Below are 18424 nucleotides of genomic sequence, written 5' to 3' on the forward strand. Positions count from 1 at the left end.
TGGAACCACGGCGCGGCCGAATAGTGTGCGCCGCTGAACGGGCTCACTCATACATACCCCCTTTATTCTTATTAGGTAAGGCCTGCACTACAGGCGCAGCCATCCTAGCCAGCTTCCGCGGACAGGCACAATTGGCCGGACGTTATGAATTGTTAACTCTCGCGCAATGATTGACGCGTGATCACTCAGGCTGATTGGGCCAGTGGCCAGTATGGCGACTGACTGGGTCGCCGTCGAAGTGACGATCGGACGCGGCGCGCCAGGGGATGGTCACGACAACGGGGGTGCGCTACGTCGATTGCGCTGCCGAGTCTTGAGCGGGCCATGGGGTGCGGGTGGGGGCTGAAGCCCCACCCTACCGGGCAAAGACGGCCGATCGCGGGCACGATCGGCCTTCGGACTCAGGCGAGGCTCTTGCTCACCACTTCATAGACATCGCTGGACAGTTCGCCGGAGGCCAGGATGCGCTCCAGCTCACCCTTCATCAGCGCCTGACGGGCGCCGTCGTACTTGCGCCAGCGGGTCAGCGGCGCCAGCAGACGCGAAGCGATCTGCGGGTTCAGGGCGTTGAGGGTGATCACCTGATCGGCCAGGAAGCGGTAACCGGCGCCATCGGCGCGGTGGAAGTTGATCAGGTTCTGATTGGCAAAGGCACCGATCAGCGCACGCACCTTGTTCGGGTTCTTCAGGGTGAACGCCGGATGCTGCATCAGCTGCTGCACGCGCTCCAGCCCGCCGGGCAGCGGGCTGCCCGCTTGCACGCTGAACCACTGGTCCATCACCAGCGGGTTGTCCTTGAAGTGCTCGGCGAAGGCCTGCAGCGCCTTGTCGCGCTCGGCCTCGAACGGCGAGTTGACCAGCACCGCCAGGGCCGTCAGACGCTCGGTCATGTTGTCGGCATGCTCGAACTGCTCCAGGCAGGCTCCGAGCACCTCGGTCTTCTCGCTCAGCATCAGGTAGGACAGCGCGATGTTCTGCAGGGCGCGGCGCGCGAAGTGCTCCGCGGAGGCGACATAGGCCGTGTTGCGGGAGGTCTCGCGATTGGCCTGATAGCGATGCCACAGCGGCTCGAACAACGCATCGGCGATACGCTTGCGGGCAAACTCTCGGGCGGCATGAATGGCATCCACGTCGGCCACTTCGCTGATCTCGGTGAGGTAGGCTTCGCCTGGCAGCGAGAGCATCTCGGCAACCATCGCCGCATCCAGCGTCTCGTTCTGCAGCAGACTGCGCATTGCCTCGATCAGACGCTCGTCCAGCGCCAGTGCCTCACCACGCTGATGCTGGCCGATCAGCTCCTGCAGCACCTGCACCGACAGCTGCTGACCCGCTTCCCAGCGATTGAAGCCGTCGGAATCGTGCTGCATGAAGAACATCAGCTGATCGCGGCTGTACGGATAGTCCAGCTTCACCGGTGCGGAGAAGCCGCGCAGCAGAGACGGCTGCGGACGCTCGGGCACGTCGACGAAGGTGAAGCTCTGCTCGGCCTCGGTGACCGCCAGTACGCGGCTGGTGCCCTGGGCCTGCGCCTCACCTTGCAGGCGCAGCGGCAAATCGCTGCCATCGGCAGCCAGCAGGCCCAGCTCCACGGGAATCACGAATGGCTCCTTGGTCGGCTGGCCGGGCGTCGGCGGGCAGCTCTGGCGGAACGTCAGGCGATAGGTCTGCGCCGCCTCGTCGTACTGCTCGCTGACCGACAGGCGCGGGGTGCCGGCCTGGCTGTACCAGCGCTTGAACTGCGACAGATCGGCGCCGTTGGCATCTTCCATCGCCTTGACGAAATCATCGACGGTCACGGCCTGGCCGTCGTGGCGCTCGAAGTACAGGTCGCTGCCCTTGCGGAAGCCTTCCTTGCCGAGCAGCGTCTGGATCATGCGCACCACTTCGGCACCCTTTTCGTAGACAGTCAGGGTGTAGAAGTTGGAGATCTCGATGAATGACTCCGGGCGCACCGAGTGAGCCATGGGGCCGGCATCCTCGGCGAACTGGTGGGTGCGCAGGTAGGCGACGTCCTCGATGCGCTTGACCGTCGGCGAATTCATGTCGGCGCTGAACTGCGCATCGCGGAAAACGGTGAAGCCTTCCTTGAGCGACAACTGGAACCAGTCGCGGCAGGTCACGCGGTTGCCGGACCAGTTATGGAAATACTCGTGGGCCACGATCGCCTCGACCCGTTGGTGCGCGGCATCGGTGGCGGTTTCGGCGCGGGCCAGCACGGCACTGGAGTTGAAGATGTTGAGGCCCTTGTTCTCCATGGCGCCCATATTGAAGTCGTTCACCGCGACGATCATGAAAATGTCCAGGTCGTACTCGCGACCGTAGGCCTCTTCGTCCCACTTCATCGACTTCTTCAGGCTGTCCATGGCGTGCTGGCACTTGTCGATGTTTTCCGGCTCGACGTAGATGCGCAGCGCCACCTCGCGTCCGCTCATGGTGGTGAAGCTGTCCTCGACACACCAGAGGTCACCGGCCACCAGGGCGAACAGGTAGGCCGGCTTCTTGAACGGATCTTCCCAGGTCGCCCAGTGGCGGCCGTTGTCCTCGCTGCCACTGGCGATCGGGTTGCCGTTGGAAAGCAGCACCGGATAGGCCTTCTGCTCGGCGCTGACGGTGGTGGTGAACTTGCTCATCACATCCGGGCGGTCGAGGTAGTAGGTGATCTTGCGGAAGCCCTCGGCCTCGCACTGGGTGCAGAACATGCTGCCGGACTTGTAGAGCCCCTCGAGCGCGGTGTTGCTTTCCGGATGGATGACCACCGAGCTGTCGATGACGAAGCTGTCGCTGTCCGGCTGCAGAGTCAGGCAGTCTTCGCTGAGCTGATAGTCGCCCAGGCTCAGGGCGCGGTCATTCAGCGCAATGGACAGCAGCTCGAGCTGCTGGCCATGCAGCTCCAGCGGCGGCAGCTTGCCTGCCGGGCGCTCGGGGTTGCGGCGCATCACCAACTGGGCGTGCACCAGCGTGCGATCCTCGTACAGCTCGAAGGTCAGGTGGGTTTCATCAATCAGGTACTCGGGGGCCTGGTAATCCTTCAGATGAATGACTTTCGGTTGTTCGGTGCGCATGGAAAACCTCGTCGACTGAGCTTCAAGCGGCAAGCTTCAAGCGGGATATGGCGATGGACTGCCAGCCCGGGGGCCGGCGTGCGAATGAGTTCGAGCTTAGCGTCTGTCGCGGCGGACTTGTAGGGTGGAGAACGGCGAAGCCTGCTCCACCCCTTGTTCCAGGCCGCTCGTCATTGAGCCTGGCGCCCCATGACCGCGGGCAAGCGAAACGTCATCCACCCTACGCGGCGGCGCTGGCGGCCACCTGATAGGCGGTGAACTTGCGGATATTGATCACGCCGGTATCCAGGATCAGGTATTGACCCTTGATGCCCAGGAGCGTGCCCTCAACCACCGGGGTCTTGTCCAGATCCAGGCTCACGACCTTCGTCGGATAGGCCTCCACCGGATAGCGGATCTCCACCACCTCGGCGTCGGCGACCGGCTGGATCGCCTGCAGACCATAGCGCAGCTGCAGATCCCGCACCCCGTCGGCACAGGCATCGAAGATCCGCTCGCGCATCTCGATCAGGTCAATGGGCTCGGCGTCACCCTTGAGCAATGCTCGCCAGTTGGTGCGATCGGCAACCTGGCTGCGCAGCAGGTCTTCGACCATGCCCGACTGCTGGCGGGTGGCGACCCGCATGATCGGCAACGCCTGGCTCGCGCCCTGGTCGAGCCAACGCGTCGGCAGCTGGGTGGCGCGGGTGATGCCCACCTTGATGCCAGACGAGTTGGCCAGATAGACCACATGATCGGTCATGCAGAAATCCAGGCCCCACTGCGGATCGCGACAGGTGCCGAAATCGTGGTGGCACTTCTCCGGGCTCATGATGCAGACATCGCACTGCGGCAGTTTCTTGAAGCAGGGATAGCAGTAACCCTGGCTGAAGCTCTTGTTGGTCTTGCGCCCGCAATGGGTGCAGTGGATGGCGCCCAGGTACTCCAGCCGCAGCGTCCTGCCGATCAGCGGATTGACCGGCACCAGTCCTTCACCGAAGCGAAAGGCATACTGCACCGGCACGCCCGATTCGAGCTGAACCGACATCTTCTCCAGCGCGCCGCGTCCGAGCTCCAGCATCAGTGGCGGGTTCCGGAAGCCGGTGCGAACAGGCTGGTGTCGATGGCGGCCTCGGCCTTCTTGCTCTTGGAGCCGCATTCCTGGCCACCCATGTAGCCGGTGCGCTCTTCTTCGGGAAGATTCTTCATCTCCCAGGCGATCACCGCCTGCATGCAGGTTTCCTTCTGCTCGGGGGTCAGCTTGCGGCCGTCAGCCCATTTGCCCAGTTCGAGGGCCTGCTTGAGGCTCGCGTAGATTTCGGGGGTGATGCTTTCGGCGGTTTGGATAAAGGTCGACATGGCCAGCTCCGAGGGAAACGAGCGGCCATTCTACCGGGCTGTCGCGCTTTAGGGAAAAGCGCGACAGCCCGCTAGCGCCGCCGCGCCAGGGTGCCGCCGATCACGCCGGTCACGCAGCCTGCGACCAGCCCGCCGACATGTGCCGCGTTGGCGATGGCCAGCGCGCCGAAGCTGAGCACCTCGATGACGCCGGTCAGACAGATCACCAGCCACACCAGCATCAGCACCACCACCCCAGGGGGCAGCCGGTAGGCCTCGTTGGGGGCGAGCTTCTGATACAGCCAGCAATGGCCCAGCAGGCCGTAGAGCACGCCGGACAAACCACCGAAGATGCCCGGCCCGCCGAACAGATACTGCGCGAAATTGGAGATCAGCCCGAACAGCAGCGTCAGCGCCAGCAGCATTGGCGCACGCTGACGAGCCTCGATGCGCCGACCCAACTCCCAGTACCACATGCTGTTCATGGCCAGGTGAAGGATGCCGAAGTGCACGAAGATAGGCGTGATCAGCCGCCACCACTGGCCGGCCGCGAGACTCTGCTCCAGCGTCGCGAAGTAGGCGTACTCGCCGTCGATGCGAAAGTCGACGAAGTTCAGCCAGCGGATCGTGGCGAAGTTCTCGCCGAGCAGGGTGATCCCCGCCACCGCCAGGGTGATCAGCAGCACCGCCGCGGTGAGCGGGCTGGCACGCAGGGCAGCGAAGAAGCCGCCGCGCCGCCGGGGCTGCTCGACCACCACGCTGTCGTCGCCCTGGGGGTAGCGCGCATACAGGTCGCGCACCTGCTCGACCACCTCGCTCGGCACTCGCAGCACCTGCTGGTCGCCCTCCTCCGAGACCCGGCACGGCACCCGCAGGCGCCGCAACAGGGCGATGAAGCCGCTGAGGTCCTCCGACAGCGGCAGGCGCAGGGCCTCGCTCACCGAACTCATCGGAACACCGCCTGCACGTCCACCCAGGCGAACTTGGTCGGGTCCAGGCGCGTTTCCTGGTCCAGCCGATAGGCCACCAGCTTGCCGTTCTTCACCGCGCTGTAATCCAGGCAGGCCAGGTTGTCGCGGATCGGCCCCGGGCGACCGCGGCGCCAGTAGTGGCCGACGAACAGGAGCGGCTCATCCGGCCCATAGAGAAACAGGCGGTTCTTCTGCTGCGGCGACAACGGCAGGCGCGCCGCATGCTCCGGCAGCCCATCGGGCTGGAACACCACGTCACCGTAGGTCTGCGGGTTCTCTTCCCAGAACTTGGTGCGGAAGAAGGTCCGCACGAAGCCTTCCTCGCTGGTCAGCGTCATGCCCTCCGGCAGCGGCATGTCGGTGCCGCGCAGCAGCCGATCCAGCGCCTGGCAGATGAAGGTGCCCGGCAGGCCGGCCTCGCGCAGGATCGCCGGGTTGATCCGGCCATCGTTCAGCAACGGACGCAGGCGCGCGATCACGCGGCTGTCCCAGCAAGCGTGTACCACGCGAAAACGCTCGGTTTCGAGAAACAGCGGCAAGTCGTAGAACCACTCGCGAAAGGCCTTCCACTCCTCGGGGTAGTGCTCGAACTGCTGGAAGGTTTCCTGCAGCAGCCGAGCGAAGCGTGGCGAGTGTTCGCGCACGAAATCGCGACCGCTGCCCGGCGGGGCCGGCATGTACCAGCCCAGCGCGTTGAACTCGTGGTTGCCCATGATGCAATGGGCCTGGCCGTGGTCGACCATCGCATGCACCAGGTGCAGTGCCTCGCGGATATGCGGCCCACGGTCGATGATGTCGCCGAGGAAGATCACCTGCCGGCGCGGATGACGCCAGACACCGCCCTGGAGGCGATAGCCCAGCTGATCCAGCAGCCGCGCCAGCGCATGGCCACAGCCGTGGATATCGCCGATCAGGTCGTAGCCACGCTCGGGATCCAGCTGCATCAATCGCCTCCGCCGAGGCGACTGCCCCAGCCCAGCTTGGTCCGGCAGACTTCGTAGTAGTTGTGATCCAGCGGGTGGATCAGGTGCAGCTTCTGCGGCTTCTTGCGCACGGTCACGGTGTCGCCAGGCGCGCAGGTGAAGTGGTTCTGGCCATCGCAGGACACCTGCGGGTAGATCTGCATGTTCGGCGACACCACGATCTTCAGCTCGCTGTTGCCGTCCACCACGATGGGCCGGCTCGACAACGTGTGCGGGTACATCGGCACGATGACGATGGCATCCAGGCGCGGATGCATGATCGGCCCGCCGGCGGACAGCGAGTAGGCGGTGGAGCCGGTGGGCGTCGCCACGATCAGGCCGTCGGCCTTCTGGCTGCAGACGAACTGACCGTCGATGTACAGCTCGAACTCGATCATGCGCGTCGACTTGCCCGGGTGCAGCACCACGTCGTTGAGGGCATCGCCCTCGCCGATCGGCTCGTCGAAGCGACGCGCCTGGGCCTCGAGCAGGAAGCGGTTCTCAAGGGTGTACTGGCCGTTGAGCACCTCGGCAACCTTCTCTTCCAACTCATCCGGGCGGATGTCGGTGAGAAAGCCAAGGCTGCCGCGGTTGATGCCCAGCACCGGCACGCGGTGCCGGGCCATTGCCCGGGCGGCGCCGAGCAGGCTGCCATCACCGCCGACCACGATCACCAGGTCGCAGGATTCGCCCAGTCGCTGCCGCGACGAAGTCTGCATGCCGTGCCCGGGGAGCACCTCGGCGATGTTCTCCTCGAGGATCACATGCAGATGGCGTTCGACGAGAAATCGCTTCAGCCGGCGGATGGTATCCAGCACCTGGGAGCTGCCCAGGCGGCCAATGATGCCGATATTGCGGAATTGCTCCATTGAAGTTCCCTGGTGTGGCTGGCAGAAGTTGCAGGCGTTCGCAGCGCTTGAACACCAACATGCACTTGCGAGGCCGCCGCAGCGGATCGACGCGGCCTGCACCGACTGTGGTTAGAGCCTCGGTCAGGCGCGGGTGTTCAGCGGCACCGGATTATCGGCGAAACGTCGAACCGGCGGCAAACCGACGGCTATGCTGCTGACATGAACCCTATCAGTCTTGCCGAGCTGTCCAGCGTCCTTCGCCATCCGCAGGTGCGTGATCTCGCCTGGACGCTGCTGTCGCCGCCCCTGCTGAGCGAAACACCTCCCCGCCAGCGTCACCCCCTGAGCGCAAGCCGCTGGCACAGCGAGCCGGGGCTGCTGGCCGACTGGCTGCTGTGCCAGGATGCCGAGCCTTCGGTCCTCGAGGCCTGGCTGTCGCAGCGCAGCAATCGGCGCCTGGGGTTGTACTACGAACGGCTCTGGCAGTACGCGCTGTGCCAGGCGCCCGACCTGCAGCTGATCGCGGCCAACCTGCCGATCCGGCAGAACGGCAGCACCCTCGGCGAGCTGGACCTGCTGTTCTGCGATGACCAGGGCGTGCACCATCTGGAGCTGGCGATAAAGCTCTATCTGGGCTTCGGGCCCGGAGACGGCAGCCAGCACGACCACTGGCTCGGCCCCGGCAACCACGATCGCCTGGACCTGAAGCTCGCCCACCTGCGCCAACACCAGCTGCCCTTGTGCAACCAGCCAGCCGCCCGCGCCGTGCTCGCCGAGCTTACCGGGCGGGAGGTGCAAAGCAGCTTCTGGCTCAGCGGCTACCTGTTTCAACCCTGGCCAGAGGGCTGCGCCCCGCCCCATGGTGCCAACCCGCACCACCTGAGCGGCCGCTGGCTGCGCCAGGCCGACTGGCCGGTGTATCAGGCCGCGGCGGCCGGCACCATCTGGCAGCCACTTCCGCGTGCCGCCTGGCTGGCTGCTGCCCGCGTGCCGCAACCGGACCTGTGGACCTCGGACCGCCTTGCCGAGTGGCTGGCCGGTGATCCGGCACGCGCGCGGGCGCAACTGCTGGTGCGTCTCGAACCCCACGCATCCGGCGACTGGCTGGAGCAGGAGCGGCTGTTCCTGGTGGCGGACGACTGGCCGCACAACGGTGAATCGGCACGCGCGTCATCGGCGTGACACAATTGCCGGCTAGGATTTCCGCTCGATTCACCCTTGCAGACCAGCACGAATTCGCATGCCCATCGACGCCCAACGCCCATCGTCCGGCGAGCCTCTGAGAGCCTGGAGCATCTTCCTGATATTCCTGCGCCTGGGGCTGACATCCTTTGGCGGCCCGGTGGCGCATCTGGGCTACTTTCGTGACGAATTCGTCCAGCGCCGCCGCTGGTTGGACGAGCGCGGCTACGCCGATCTGGTCGCGCTCTGCCAGTTCCTTCCGGGCCCGGCCAGCAGCCAGGTCGGCCTGGCAATCGGGCTGCTGCGCGGCGGCTACCGAGGTTCGCTGGCGGCCTGGGCCGGCTTCACGCTGCCCTCGGCCGTTGCGCTGACGCTGTTCGCTCTGGGCATTGCCCGCTGGGGCGACGCCCTGCCCGGCGGGTTCATCCAGGGTCTGAAAATCGTGGCAGTGGCGGTCGTCGCCCAGGCGGTTTGGGGCATGGCGCGAACGCTGTGCAGCGATGGCCCGCGGCTGGCCATCATGCTCGCCGCGGCGAGCGCCGTCTTGCTGCTGCCTTTCGTCTGGAGCCAGGTGGCGATCATCGTCGTGGCGGGCTTGATCGGATTGCTGGCGTTCCGCCCGGCGTCAGGCGAGGTGCACCCCGACCTGCCCGTACGCATCAAGATGCGCACCGCGCTGTCTGCCTTGGCTGCGTTCTTTGCCCTGCTGATCCTGCTTCCCGTGCTGGCCGGCGTCAGCGGCAGCCAAGCGCTGGCGCAGGTCGATGCGTTCTATCGCACCGGTGCGCTGGTGTTCGGTGGCGGACACGTGGTGTTGCCGCTACTGCAGGCCGAGGTCGTGCCGTCCGGCTGGGTCGACAACGACGCCTTCCTCGCCGGCTATGGCGCCGCCCAGGCCGTACCTGGACCGCTGTTCACCTTCGCGGCCTTTCTCGGGGTCTCGATGAACAGCGGCCCAAGCGGCTGGCTCGGCGCAACCATCTGCCTGCTCGCGGTGTTCGCGCCCTCCTTCCTGCTGGTATTCGGCGCATTGCCGTTCTGGGAGCGACTGCGCGGCAATCGCCGCAGCCAGGCGGCGCTGGCGGGCGTCAATGCCGCCGTGGTCGGGTTGCTGCTGGCGGCGCTGTACGACCCGGTCTGGACCAGTGCGATCAAGGCCGCGGAACACTTCATCCTGGCCGTGCTGGCCTTCGCCGCGCTGAGCTACTGGAAACTGCCACCGTGGTTGGTGGTGATCGCCGGTGCGCTCGGCGGCGGCCTGCTCGGCCTGACGAGCTGAAACCGCTCAGCTTTCCATCGCCAGCAGCACCGCACTGGCCACCAGAAAACCGCTGAACAGCAGGCGCAGCAGGCGCTCCGGTAACGCGTGGGCAAGGCGCACACCCAGGCTGATGCTGAGCAGGCCGCCGACCGCCAGCGGCAAGCCCAGCAGCCAGTTGACCTGCTGATGCAGCGCATAGGTCACCAGGGTAACGCCAGTGCTCGGCGCAGCCAGCGCCAGCGAAAGCCCCTGGGCGACCACCTGCGAGGTGCCGAATACGCTGGTCAGGATCGGCGTGGCAATCACCGCACCGCCCACGCCGAACAGCCCGCCCGCCGCCCCGGCCCCCGCACCGAGCACGCTGAGCCATGGCCAGGAATGACGCAGCTGACCATCTCCGGGCGCGGGGCGCAGAAACACGCGCAACAGCGTGTAGGCTGCCAGCGCCAGGAGAAAGCCGACGAAGGCCAGGCGCATGCGCCCGGCATCCAGCGACACCGCCACGGCGGCACCGACGATCGCGAAGACGAAGCTGGCGCCGGCCAGCGCCGCCGCGTGGCGCCAATCGATGCGATTGCGCTGGTGATAACGCCAGATGGCGAGCAGCACGTTGGGCACCACCATCACCAGTGCCGTGCCCTGCGCCAGTTGCTGATCCAGCCCGAACAGCACGCCCAGTACCGGGATCGCGATCAGCCCGCCGCCGATGCCGAACAGTCCGCCGAGCGTGCCCAGGGCCAGGCCCAGCAATACGTTCAACCCGATGTCCAACAGCATGTTCGCGCTCCAGCCTCATTGAGGCGCCCATGCTACGCCGCCGCCGCTGGCGTCGATACGCACAGCCGCGCACAATGGCTTTGCCTATTACGCACAAGCCGGTAACCCGATGCTGCCAGACGCCCTTTCCGCTCAGCTCGAACTCTTCATCGACGTGCTCGAATGCGGCAGCTTTTCCGCTGCCGCGCGCCGGCATGGCCTGACGCCCTCCGCCGTGGCGCGGCGAGTCGATGCGCTGGAAGCGGCGCTGGGCTGCCAGCTGTTCAGCCGCAGCACCCATGCCGTGCGGGCAATGCCTGCCGCCCTTGCCTTCGCCGAGCGCGCCCGGCGCATCGTTCAGGAACTGCACCTGGCCCGGGCCGAGGCGACATCCCTGGACAGTGCACCGGAAGGCCGCATCCGCATCGACGCACCGGCGCCGTTCGGGCGGCGACATCTGGCGCCGGCCCTCGCCGAGTTTCTGCAGGCCTATCCCGGTGTGGATATCCAGTTGCGGCTGATCGACAGCTTCGTCGATCTGCATGGCGAGCACCTCGGCGAGGTCGATCTGGTGCTGCGCATCGGCCCACTCGCCGATACGCGCCTGGTCGCCACGCCCCTGGCGCCGATGGTGCGCATCGTCTGCGCCAGCCCGGCCTACCTGGAGCGTCGCGGCGTGCCGCTGACCCCCGAGCAGTTGCCTGAACATGATGGCCTCGACTGGGATGCGCTGGCCCCGCCGCACGCCTGGCGCTTCGAACGAAACGGGCGATCGCAGCTGTTGCGCCCGGGGCGTCTGCGGATGGTGGCCAACAATGCTGAAGCGCTGCTGGCGGGAGCGCTGGCCGGGCTCGGCATCGCCCACCTGCCGACCTGGCTGATCAGCGAGTACCTGCTGCGCGGCGAGCTGTTGCCGTTGTTCTGCGAAGGCGGGTTGCCGCAGCCGGAAGCCAGCGGCATCTATGCCCTGCGCCTGACGCGCGAGGCCGACTCGCGGACCCGACTGCTGCTGGAATTTCTCAAGTCCCGCTTCGGCCCGGTCCCGCCGTGGGACCAGGCGCTCAACAGCGGTCTGAAAAGGGAGTGACGGTCACAGACTCTGGCTTTCGATTTCCTGGGTGACGCCCCAGCCATCGAGTACCCCACCCAGGGGTTCGACAAGATCCTCAAGATCCTGCTCGAAGTCGCCGATGCCGTCGAACGTCGCATACATCACTTTGCTGACCTGCAGATTCCAGCTTCCGTCCTCACGCGGAAAGACCTGGGTGTTGATGGTTTCACCGCGAAAATTCTCGGCGGCGGTCTGGGCGCGGTCCCGCTCGGGGAAGACCGCATAGAACTCGATGGGATGCACGCGGGCGAAATCGAAACCGCCCTCTTTCATCCGGCGCAGAACGGTGCTGCTGACATCCTCATGGAAGGTGGTGCTCATGATTCAACCTCCTCTCATACCTGGATGAAGTTGCCACGAGCTCAGCGGGAGATCGGCTCCGTCGTCGAGACATCGGGCAAACGGGAGTCGCAACAGCTAGTCGAAGAGACGCGGTGGACGGTGTCCACAGTGACAAGCTAGCAGGCCACGCGTCTGACTGCACGGGCTGGATGGCTCGACGCCACCGCGCGCCAGAGTCGCGGGCTCCATCAGTAGAACCCGCCGAACCTGCAGCAGTTCAACCGGGCCGGCAATGCAAAACGGCCCGCGCCGTTGCCAGGCGGGCCGTTCAGGGCGATGCCGCCGTGCTCGCTCAGTCGTTGCTGGGCTTGGCAATCGCGTGCAGCAGGTACTGCGGCAGCGCAAAGGCGCCAATGTGCACGTGCGGGTTGTAATAACGGGTCACAATCCCGCTGCCGCTGTAGCGCTGCATCAGGGTTTCCAGCGGCAACTTGCGACTCTCGGCGTTACAGGCGCCCCAGGCGAAGCTCATCGCGCCGCCGATGTAGGTCGGCACCGCGGCCAGGTAGAAGTGCCAATCGGCGAACAGCCCCTGCATGCGTTTGACGGTGGTCTGCAGCTCGCCCAGCTGCATGAATGGCGTGCCGTTCTGCGCGACCAGGATGCCGCCCTCGTTCAGGCAACGGCGGCAAGCCTGGTAGAAGTGCTCGGAGAACAGCGCCTCGCCCGAGCCGATGGGATCGGTGGAATCGCAGATGATGACATCGAACCGCTCTTCAGTGGTCGCCACGAAGTGCATGCCGTCATCGAACACCAGGTTCAATCGCGGATCATCGAAGGTGCCGGCCGAGTGATTCGGCAGGAATTCCTTGCACAGCTCCACCAGGGTGCGGTCGGTCTCGACCATGGTGATGCTCTCGATATCAAGATGGCGCGCCACCTCACGCAGGATGCCGCCGTCGCCGCCACCGATGATCAACACCCGGCGTGCCAGGCCATGGGCCAGGATCGGCACATGGGCAAGCATTTCGTGGTAGATGAACTCGTCGGCTTCGGTGGTCTGGATCACGCCGTCGAGGGCCATGACGCGGCCCATGCGGGCATTTTCGAAGATCACCAGATGCTGGCGTTCGGTGCGCACTTCATGCAGCAGCTTGTCGATCTGGAACCGCTGCCCGTATCCCTCGTAGAGAGTTTCCTGAAAGTCGCTCATGGGTGTCTCCCTTGGCAGCCATCGCGCGCAAGGCCGCGACGTCTGCAGGCTGGCTGAGGACGGGCGATCGAATCGCCCACCGAAAAGAGGCGCATTCTACGTTGGCCAAGATGACAGGGGGAACCGCGAGGGTTTGAAAGCACACTTCGGGGCGACAAAGCGGCGCCCAGGCGCTAGGGTCTGGAAATGACCGAAACCATCCACCTGCCCTACCTCGAACCCTGGGACTGGCAACAGTTCCACCGCCACTTCGCCCTGCGTCTGCTGCCGGGCGTGGAGCGCCTGGATCCGCGCGGTTATGCCCGTACGCTGCGCCTGGGTGATGCCCGCGGCTGGCTCAGTGTCAGCGCGGCGGACGACCGGCCGGCGCTCGAGCTGACCCTCAGCGACTCGCTGCGGCACGCCAGCCAACCGCTGGTGGCCCAGGTGCGCAAGATGTTCGACCTGGATGCCGACCCGCAGGCGATCGCGGCGCATTTCGCCGGCGACCCGGCACTCGGCCCGCTGGTCTCGGCACAACCCGGCCTGCGTCTGCCGGCGGCTTACGACCCGTTCGAGCAGGCCGTGCGCGCGGTGGTCGGCCAGCAGGTCACGGTGAAGGCGGCAGTGACCATCACCCGCCGCCTGGTGGAGCGTCTCGGCGAGCCGTTGGCACAGGCTCCGACCGGGTTGGAGGTGCTGTTTCCCACCGCGCGGGCGATCGCCGACGACCCGCTGGAGAACATCGGCATGCCGGCCAAGCGCGCTCAGGCGCTGCGCCGCCTGGCCGGCGCGGTGGCCGAGGGCGCGTTGCACCTGCATGTGGAGGATGGCGCCGATACGCTGGTCCGTCGGCTGTGCGAGCTGCCCGGCATCGGCCCCTGGACGGCCGAATACATCGCGCTGCGCGGTTTTGGCGTGGCGGACGCCTTTCCCAGTGCCGATCTGGGTTTGCTCAAGGCGCCGCTTTGGGGAGCGGATGGCCTGACCGCCAAGGCGCTGGCCGAACGTGCCGAAGCCTGGCGCCCATGGCGGGCCTACGCAGCCATCCACATCTGGGACAACTACGCCCGGGGCGGCTGAGGAAACGGTTACGGCGGCGCGACGCGCGCCAGGACCTTCGGCGCAACGGCCAGCGGCCGGGCCAGGATCAGCCCCTCGCCCGACTGCGGAAAGATGCCGGTCAGCGCGGTGATATTGACCTGATGGGTGACCAGCACCGCTACCTCGCCGGGTTCCAGCTCGGTGAGGGCTTCGCGCAGCGCGGCGGTCTGCAGTCGCTCGCTGGTCGGCGAGGCGAAGAAGGAATCCAGCGCCGGTAGTGGCTCGACCGGCGCGAGTGCCATCTGCTGCGCCGTGTCCAGTGCACGGCACCAGCGACTGCTCAACAGACGTACCCTGGTCAGGCCTTTCTCGCGCAGCAGCTCGCCCCAGCGTCGGGCTTGCGCCCTGCCGTGCTCATCAAGATTGCGTTGGGTGCTGCAGTCATCGAGCACGAAGCCAGGTGGGTCGCCCAGCCCCAGCGCATTCGCGTGGCGCAGGAGCAGTAGTGCCCGCCCTTCGCGTAACGCCTGCCAGGCGTCACCATCATCGGCCTGCAGCGGGCCTACGACGAAGAGCAGCGCGACGAGCGCCAGGCCGATGCCACGCATGCTTCACAGCCGCGCCTTGCCAAACGGCCCGACCGCGACCGCCCACATGATCAGGCCGACCACCGGCAGCAGTACGATCACCAGCGTCCAGATGATTGTGCGACCAGCCTCGATGGGGCTGCGCCAGACATGCGCGATGGCGAGCACATCCAGCACCAGCACCACCAGGGCCAGCGGAGCGCTGAGGCTTTCCATCGGTGTTTACCGCAAGGGCCCACGGTCGTCGGGGCGATTGCCGCGCGGTCCCATGATTCCCCAGATGATAAGACCGAGCACGGGCAGGATGACGATCAAAAGAACCCAGAGCACTTTCTTGCCGCTGGTACTGTCGCTGCGAACGATGCTGATGATTGCCCAGATATCCAGTATCAGGATGAGCAGGCCGAAAATTCCGCCGAATGCATCTCCCATGGGTACGCTCCTGTTTGGGTGGGTACCTAAATTAGGATGCCAGCGCGGCGGCAGGGTTCAATTCCCGTGCCAGAGCGGCTCAGCAGCGCATTGGTACTGGCTGCTGGTTCATGGTTAACGAGCACGCCGCTGGCGCGGGTCGGCAGGAGGTCAGCTCCTGCTTGTGCTCGCTGGCCGTATGTTCGGTGAGGGTCAGCTGGATCGGCCGCTCAGTCGTCCAGGCGCGGGAACTGATCGGCGATGCGTTCGCCGGTGAACTGCGCCGTCCAGCCGTCCGGATTGTTGAACAGGCGAATGGCGACAAAGCTCGGCTGCTCGCCCATGTCGAACCAGTGGCGGGTGCCGGCAGGCACGGAGATCAGGTCGTTCTTCTCGCACAACACGGCGTAGACCATGTCCTCGATATGCAGGGTGAACAGGCCGCGTCCAGCGACGAAGAAGCGCACCTCGTCCTCGGCGTGACGATGCTCGTCAAGAAATTTGGCGCGCAGCTCGTCCTTCTGCGGATGATCGCGGGACACACTGATGACATCGACGGTCACGTAGCCGCGCTCGGCCATCAGCCGATCGATCTGTGGCCGGTAGGCGGCGATCACGTCCTCCTGGCTGGCACCGGCGGCGACCGGCGCGCTGGCGTCCCAGCGCTCCAGCTGCACACCGACCTCGGCCAGGGTCGCGGCGATGTCCTCGAGGTGGGTCAGGACCTTGAGCGGCTGCTCGGGGCGGGATTCGTGATAGACACTGAGGACACTCATGTTCGGCTCTCCGAAGGATCGCCCGGCCGATCACTGCCGGCCAGGCAGGAATTCATCTGTTGTGCAGGGCGCCCATTTTCAGTTCGCATTCGAAAAAGAACTCGAACGCCTCGATCTGACGCAGCGCGTCGCTCGTCTTCTTGCCCCGGGTGTACAGACCCGTGGCCGCGGATCAGCCAGCCGACGCAATAGCGGTGCCGGTCAAGCCAGGGTTGCCGCCTGGAAGCCAGCGCTGCGTGGCGGTCACGCCCGATCCTCCTGCAAACGGAAGGCAATGATAACGGCTGCTGCCAGCGCCGCCAGGCTGGCGATGGCGAACGACCAGCCCGGGCCGAGCCCGGACCAGGCATATCCGGCATACAACGCCCCCAGCGCGCCGCCGATTCCGGACAGGCTGGCATACAGCGCCTGCCCCTGACCCTGCTGGCGATGGCCGAAGCTGCGCTGGACGAAATGGATGGCCGCCGCATGGAAGCTGCCGAAGGTCGCAGCGTGCATCAGCTGCGCGATCAGCAGTACGCCGAGATGATCGGCCAGTTGCCCGAGCAGTAGCCAGCGCAGCGCGGCGATCAGGAAGCTCGCCAGGAGCACCTGGCGCAGCGAGAAACGCTCCAGCAGACGCGCCATGACCAGAAACAGCAGAATCTCCGCGACGACGCCCAGCGCCCACATCAGACCGATAAAGCTGCGGCTGTAGCCGAGCGCTTCCAGGTGGATGCTGAAGAAGGTGTAGTACGGGCCGTGAGCCAGTTGCATCAGGGCCACGCAACCGTAGAAGGCCAGTACGCCGGGGCGCCGCAGCTGGGCGAGAAAGCCGCCCTGCCCGGCCGACTCGGCGCGCTGGCGCGGCTGCGCGTTCGGGACCCAGACACTGCTCAGCAAGATGCCCAGCATCACCGCAGCGACAGCGGTCGGATACAGGTCCAGACTCAACCGCTGGAACAGCAGCCCAAGCCCCACCACCGCCAGGATGAAGCCGATGCTGCCCCACAACCGTACCTGGCTGTAGCGCTCGGGCTGCTCGTGCAGATGCGCCAGGGTGATGACCTCGAATTGCGGCAGCACGGCATGCCAGAAGAACGCATGCAGGGCCATCACCAGCGCCAGCCAGGCGAAGCTCTTGTCGAAGAAGATCAGGCCGAAGGACAGCAGCGTACACAGGGCGCCGAGGCGGACGATCTCCAGCCGGCGGCCGCTGACGTCGCCCAGCCAGCCCCAGAGATTCGGCGCCAGACAGCGCATCAACATCGGAATGGCGATCAGCTCGCCGATGCGCTCCGGCGAGAACCCCAGATGGGCGAAGTACAGGCCGAGAAACGGCGCCGTCGAACCGAGCAGCGCGAAGTAGAAGAAATAGAACCCGGAGAGGCGCCAGTAAGGGAGCGAAGCGGTCATGGCAACAGGCGTTCAGGTTGCAGCGCGCGGCGTCAACGCCGGCGCGCCGCGCTCCGAATAGCCGCTCAAAGCTGACCCAGCACCGGCGTCGTCACCTGCACATCGGCATTCTGTGCGCGGTGGCGCAGCAGGTGATCCAGCAGCACGATGGCCATCATCGCTTCGGCGATCGGGGTGGCGCGGATGCCGACGCAGGGGTCGTGGCGACCCTTGGTGATCACGTCCACCGCCTCGCCATTCACGTCGATGGAGCGACCGGGCGTGGTGATGCTGGACGTCGGCTTGAGCGCCAGATGGGCGACGATCGGCTGGCCCGAGGAGATGCCACCGAGAATGCCGCCGGCATTGTTGGACAGAAAGCCCTGCGGGGTCAGCTCGTCGCGGTGCTCGGTACCGCGCTGGGCCACCGACGCGAAACCGGCACCGATCTCCACGCCCTTGACCGCGTTGATGCTCATCAGCGCATGGGCAAGCTCCGCGTCCAGGCGGTCGAAGATCGGCTCACCGAGGCCCGGCGGCACACCCTCGGCGACCACGGTGATCTTTGCGCCCACCGAATCCTGGTCACGGCGCAGCTGGTCCATGTAGGCCTCCAGCTCCGGCACCTTGTCCGGGTCTGGGCTGAAGAAGGCGTTCTGCTCGACGCTGTCCCAGGTCTTGAACGGAATCTCGATCGGCCCGAGCTGGCTCATGTAGCCGCGCACCTGAATGCCCAGCGTCGCCAGGTACTTCTTGGCGATAGCACCGGCGGCGACACGCATGGCGGTCTCGCGCGCCGAGGAGCGGCCACCGCCGCGGTAGTCACGCAGGCCGTACTTGTGGTGATAGGTGTAGTCGGCGTGGGCCGGGCGGAACAGGTCCTTGATCGCCGAGTAGTCCTTGGACTTCTGGTCGGTATTGCGGATCAGCAGGCCGATCGGACACCCGGTGGTTCTGCCTTCGAACACGCCGGAAAGGATTTCCACCTCGTCGGCTTCCTGGCGCTGCGTGGTGTGCCGGCTGGTGCCGGGCTTGCGACGGTCGAGATCGCGCTGCAGATCGTCCAGCGACAGCTCCAGCCCGGGTGGGCAGCCATCGACGATGGCCACCAGCGCAGGCCCGTGGCTTTCGCCGGCAGTGGTGACGGTGAACAGCTTGCCGTAGGTATTGCCGGACATGCAGGACGCTCCGCGATCGACCGAAAAAACAGGGGCCGGAAGTATACCTGAGGGCGCCGCGGTTTCACTGCCTGTCTTCGGCGCGCATACTGGCGCAGCGGCGAACC

At 65.9% G+C, this 18424-nt stretch carries 19 protein-coding genes and 1 pseudogene; 4 read left to right on the top strand and 16 right to left on the bottom strand.

Going from position 1 to position 18424, the window contains the following annotated elements:
* Positions 1–401: 401 nt before the first annotated feature.
* The 6 genes from pepN to PSTAB_RS11545 all read right to left on the bottom strand — a co-directional run bounded on the left by pepN (position 402) and on the right by PSTAB_RS11545 (position 7181).
* Positions 402–3062, bottom strand: coding sequence for an aminopeptidase N (pepN, locus tag PSTAB_RS11520; protein ID WP_013983035.1), 2661 nt, complete (start codon positions 3060–3062; stop codon positions 402–404).
* Between the two features lie 220 nt (positions 3063–3282).
* Positions 3283–4122, bottom strand: coding sequence for a DUF2797 domain-containing protein (locus PSTAB_RS11525; RefSeq protein WP_013983036.1), 840 nt, complete (start codon positions 4120–4122; stop codon positions 3283–3285).
* Positions 4122–4400: a YeaC family protein gene (locus tag PSTAB_RS11530; protein ID WP_011913532.1), complete on the bottom strand. Its 279-nt coding sequence runs from the start codon at positions 4398–4400 to the stop codon at positions 4122–4124. Before PSTAB_RS11530 ends, PSTAB_RS11525 begins: the two co-directional genes overlap by 1 nt.
* Before the next feature lie 71 nt (positions 4401–4471).
* Positions 4472–5329 carry a rhomboid family intramembrane serine protease gene (locus PSTAB_RS11535; RefSeq protein WP_013983037.1) on the bottom strand — a complete coding sequence of 286 codons (858 nt, stop codon included), beginning with the start codon at positions 5327–5329 and terminating at the stop codon, positions 4472–4474.
* Entirely contained in the window at positions 5326–6294 is a 969-nt protein-coding gene (locus PSTAB_RS11540) for a metallophosphoesterase (RefSeq protein WP_011913534.1), read from the bottom strand. Before PSTAB_RS11540 ends, PSTAB_RS11535 begins: the two co-directional genes overlap by 4 nt.
* Entirely contained in the window at positions 6294–7181 is an 888-nt protein-coding gene (locus tag PSTAB_RS11545; protein ID WP_013983038.1) for an NAD(+) kinase, read from the bottom strand. Before PSTAB_RS11545 ends, PSTAB_RS11540 begins: the two co-directional genes overlap by 1 nt.
* Positions 7182–7382: 201 nt before the next feature.
* Here PSTAB_RS11545 and PSTAB_RS11550 point away from each other — a divergent pair, with 201 nt between their 5' ends.
* Both PSTAB_RS11550 and chrA read left to right on the top strand, forming a co-directional pair.
* Positions 7383–8345 (top strand): DUF1853 family protein, encoded by a 963-nt coding sequence (locus PSTAB_RS11550; RefSeq protein ID WP_011913536.1) that lies wholly within the window; start codon positions 7383–7385, stop codon positions 8343–8345.
* 58 nt (positions 8346–8403) lie between these two features.
* Positions 8404–9624 carry a chromate efflux transporter gene (chrA, locus tag PSTAB_RS11555; protein WP_013983039.1) on the top strand — a complete coding sequence of 407 codons (1221 nt, stop codon included), beginning with the start codon at positions 8404–8406 and terminating at the stop codon, positions 9622–9624.
* A 6-nt stretch (positions 9625–9630) separates the two neighbouring features.
* Here chrA and PSTAB_RS11560 read toward each other — a convergent pair whose 3' ends face one another.
* A complete protein-coding gene (locus PSTAB_RS11560; protein ID WP_011913538.1) occupies positions 9631–10383 on the bottom strand; it encodes a sulfite exporter TauE/SafE family protein in 753 nt (250 codons plus the stop codon).
* 109 nt (positions 10384–10492) lie between these two features.
* Here PSTAB_RS11560 and PSTAB_RS11565 point away from each other — a divergent pair, with 109 nt between their 5' ends.
* Positions 10493–11449, top strand: coding sequence for a LysR family transcriptional regulator (locus PSTAB_RS11565; RefSeq protein WP_013983040.1), 957 nt, complete (start codon positions 10493–10495; stop codon positions 11447–11449).
* A 3-nt stretch (positions 11450–11452) separates the two neighbouring features.
* Here PSTAB_RS11565 and PSTAB_RS11570 read toward each other — a convergent pair whose 3' ends face one another.
* Both PSTAB_RS11570 and speE read right to left on the bottom strand, forming a co-directional pair.
* The gene (locus tag PSTAB_RS11570) at positions 11453–11794 is read right to left on the bottom strand and encodes a ribonuclease E inhibitor RraB (RefSeq protein ID WP_011913540.1); all 342 of its coding nucleotides are present in this window, start codon (positions 11792–11794) and stop codon (positions 11453–11455) included.
* A gap of 313 nt (positions 11795–12107) precedes the next feature.
* Complete coding sequence (gene speE / locus PSTAB_RS11575; protein ID WP_013983041.1) at positions 12108–12968, bottom strand: polyamine aminopropyltransferase; 861 nt, start codon at positions 12966–12968, stop codon at positions 12108–12110.
* Between the two features lie 186 nt (positions 12969–13154).
* Here speE and PSTAB_RS11580 point away from each other — a divergent pair, with 186 nt between their 5' ends.
* On the top strand, positions 13155–14030 hold the full coding sequence (locus tag PSTAB_RS11580) for a DNA-3-methyladenine glycosylase family protein (RefSeq protein ID WP_013983042.1): 876 nt from the start codon (positions 13155–13157) through the stop codon (positions 14028–14030).
* 8 nt (positions 14031–14038) lie between these two features.
* On the opposite strand, the gene PSTAB_RS11585 is transcribed toward PSTAB_RS11580, so the two are convergent.
* From PSTAB_RS11585 to aroC, 7 genes and pseudogenes are all read right to left on the bottom strand, one after another.
* Positions 14039–14599: a histidine phosphatase family protein gene (locus PSTAB_RS11585; protein WP_013983043.1), complete on the bottom strand. Its 561-nt coding sequence runs from the start codon at positions 14597–14599 to the stop codon at positions 14039–14041.
* Positions 14600–14602: 3 nt separating this feature from the next.
* Positions 14603–14794 carry a PLDc N-terminal domain-containing protein gene (locus PSTAB_RS11590; RefSeq protein WP_013983044.1) on the bottom strand — a complete coding sequence of 64 codons (192 nt, stop codon included), beginning with the start codon at positions 14792–14794 and terminating at the stop codon, positions 14603–14605.
* Between the two features lie 6 nt (positions 14795–14800).
* The gene (locus PSTAB_RS11595; protein WP_011913545.1) at positions 14801–15010 is read right to left on the bottom strand and encodes a PLD nuclease N-terminal domain-containing protein; all 210 of its coding nucleotides are present in this window, start codon (positions 15008–15010) and stop codon (positions 14801–14803) included.
* Between the two features lie 209 nt (positions 15011–15219).
* Positions 15220–15765, bottom strand: a complete 546-nt coding sequence (locus PSTAB_RS11600) for a 1,2-dihydroxy-3-keto-5-methylthiopentene dioxygenase (protein WP_011913546.1) — start codon at positions 15763–15765, stop codon at positions 15220–15222.
* A gap of 52 nt (positions 15766–15817) precedes the next feature.
* Positions 15818–16001, bottom strand: a pseudogene (locus PSTAB_RS21925) (methylthioribulose 1-phosphate dehydratase); the annotation flags it as partial.
* A 7-nt stretch (positions 16002–16008) separates the two neighbouring features.
* Positions 16009–17160 (bottom strand): MFS transporter, encoded by a 1152-nt coding sequence (locus tag PSTAB_RS11605; RefSeq protein ID WP_013983045.1) that lies wholly within the window; start codon positions 17158–17160, stop codon positions 16009–16011.
* 65 nt (positions 17161–17225) lie between these two features.
* Positions 17226–18317: a chorismate synthase gene (aroC, locus tag PSTAB_RS11610; RefSeq protein WP_013983046.1), complete on the bottom strand. Its 1092-nt coding sequence runs from the start codon at positions 18315–18317 to the stop codon at positions 17226–17228.
* Positions 18318–18424: the final 107 nt, after the last annotated feature.

It is taken from the genome of Stutzerimonas stutzeri (assembly GCF_000219605.1).
In the GTDB taxonomy this organism is placed as follows: Bacteria; Pseudomonadota; Gammaproteobacteria; order Pseudomonadales; family Pseudomonadaceae; genus Stutzerimonas; species Stutzerimonas stutzeri.

Coding starts and splice junctions, on each gene's coding strand:
- pepN (WP_013983035.1), bottom strand. CDS start 3,062: ATGCGCACCGAACAACCGAAAGTCATTCATCTGAAGGATTACCAGGCC.
- PSTAB_RS11525 (WP_013983036.1), bottom strand. CDS start 4,122: ATGCTGGAGCTCGGACGCGGCGCGCTGGAGAAGATGTCGGTTCAGCTC.
- PSTAB_RS11530 (WP_011913532.1), bottom strand. CDS start 4,400: ATGTCGACCTTTATCCAAACCGCCGAAAGCATCACCCCCGAAATCTAC.
- PSTAB_RS11535 (WP_013983037.1), bottom strand. CDS start 5,329: ATGAGTTCGGTGAGCGAGGCCCTGCGCCTGCCGCTGTCGGAGGACCTC.
- PSTAB_RS11540 (WP_011913534.1), bottom strand. CDS start 6,294: ATGCAGCTGGATCCCGAGCGTGGCTACGACCTGATCGGCGATATCCAC.
- PSTAB_RS11545 (WP_013983038.1), bottom strand. CDS start 7,181: ATGGAGCAATTCCGCAATATCGGCATCATTGGCCGCCTGGGCAGCTCC.
- PSTAB_RS11550 (WP_011913536.1), top strand. CDS start 7,383: ATGAACCCTATCAGTCTTGCCGAGCTGTCCAGCGTCCTTCGCCATCCG.
- chrA (WP_013983039.1), top strand. CDS start 8,404: ATGCCCATCGACGCCCAACGCCCATCGTCCGGCGAGCCTCTGAGAGCC.
- PSTAB_RS11560 (WP_011913538.1), bottom strand. CDS start 10,383: ATGCTGTTGGACATCGGGTTGAACGTATTGCTGGGCCTGGCCCTGGGC.
- PSTAB_RS11565 (WP_013983040.1), top strand. CDS start 10,493: ATGCTGCCAGACGCCCTTTCCGCTCAGCTCGAACTCTTCATCGACGTG.
- PSTAB_RS11570 (WP_011913540.1), bottom strand. CDS start 11,794: ATGAGCACCACCTTCCATGAGGATGTCAGCAGCACCGTTCTGCGCCGG.
- speE (WP_013983041.1), bottom strand. CDS start 12,968: ATGAGCGACTTTCAGGAAACTCTCTACGAGGGATACGGGCAGCGGTTC.
- PSTAB_RS11580 (WP_013983042.1), top strand. CDS start 13,155: ATGACCGAAACCATCCACCTGCCCTACCTCGAACCCTGGGACTGGCAA.
- PSTAB_RS11585 (WP_013983043.1), bottom strand. CDS start 14,599: ATGCGTGGCATCGGCCTGGCGCTCGTCGCGCTGCTCTTCGTCGTAGGC.
- PSTAB_RS11590 (WP_013983044.1), bottom strand. CDS start 14,794: ATGGAAAGCCTCAGCGCTCCGCTGGCCCTGGTGGTGCTGGTGCTGGAT.
- PSTAB_RS11595 (WP_011913545.1), bottom strand. CDS start 15,010: ATGGGAGATGCATTCGGCGGAATTTTCGGCCTGCTCATCCTGATACTG.
- PSTAB_RS11600 (WP_011913546.1), bottom strand. CDS start 15,765: ATGAGTGTCCTCAGTGTCTATCACGAATCCCGCCCCGAGCAGCCGCTC.
- PSTAB_RS11605 (WP_013983045.1), bottom strand. CDS start 17,160: ATGACCGCTTCGCTCCCTTACTGGCGCCTCTCCGGGTTCTATTTCTTC.
- aroC (WP_013983046.1), bottom strand. CDS start 18,317: ATGTCCGGCAATACCTACGGCAAGCTGTTCACCGTCACCACTGCCGGC.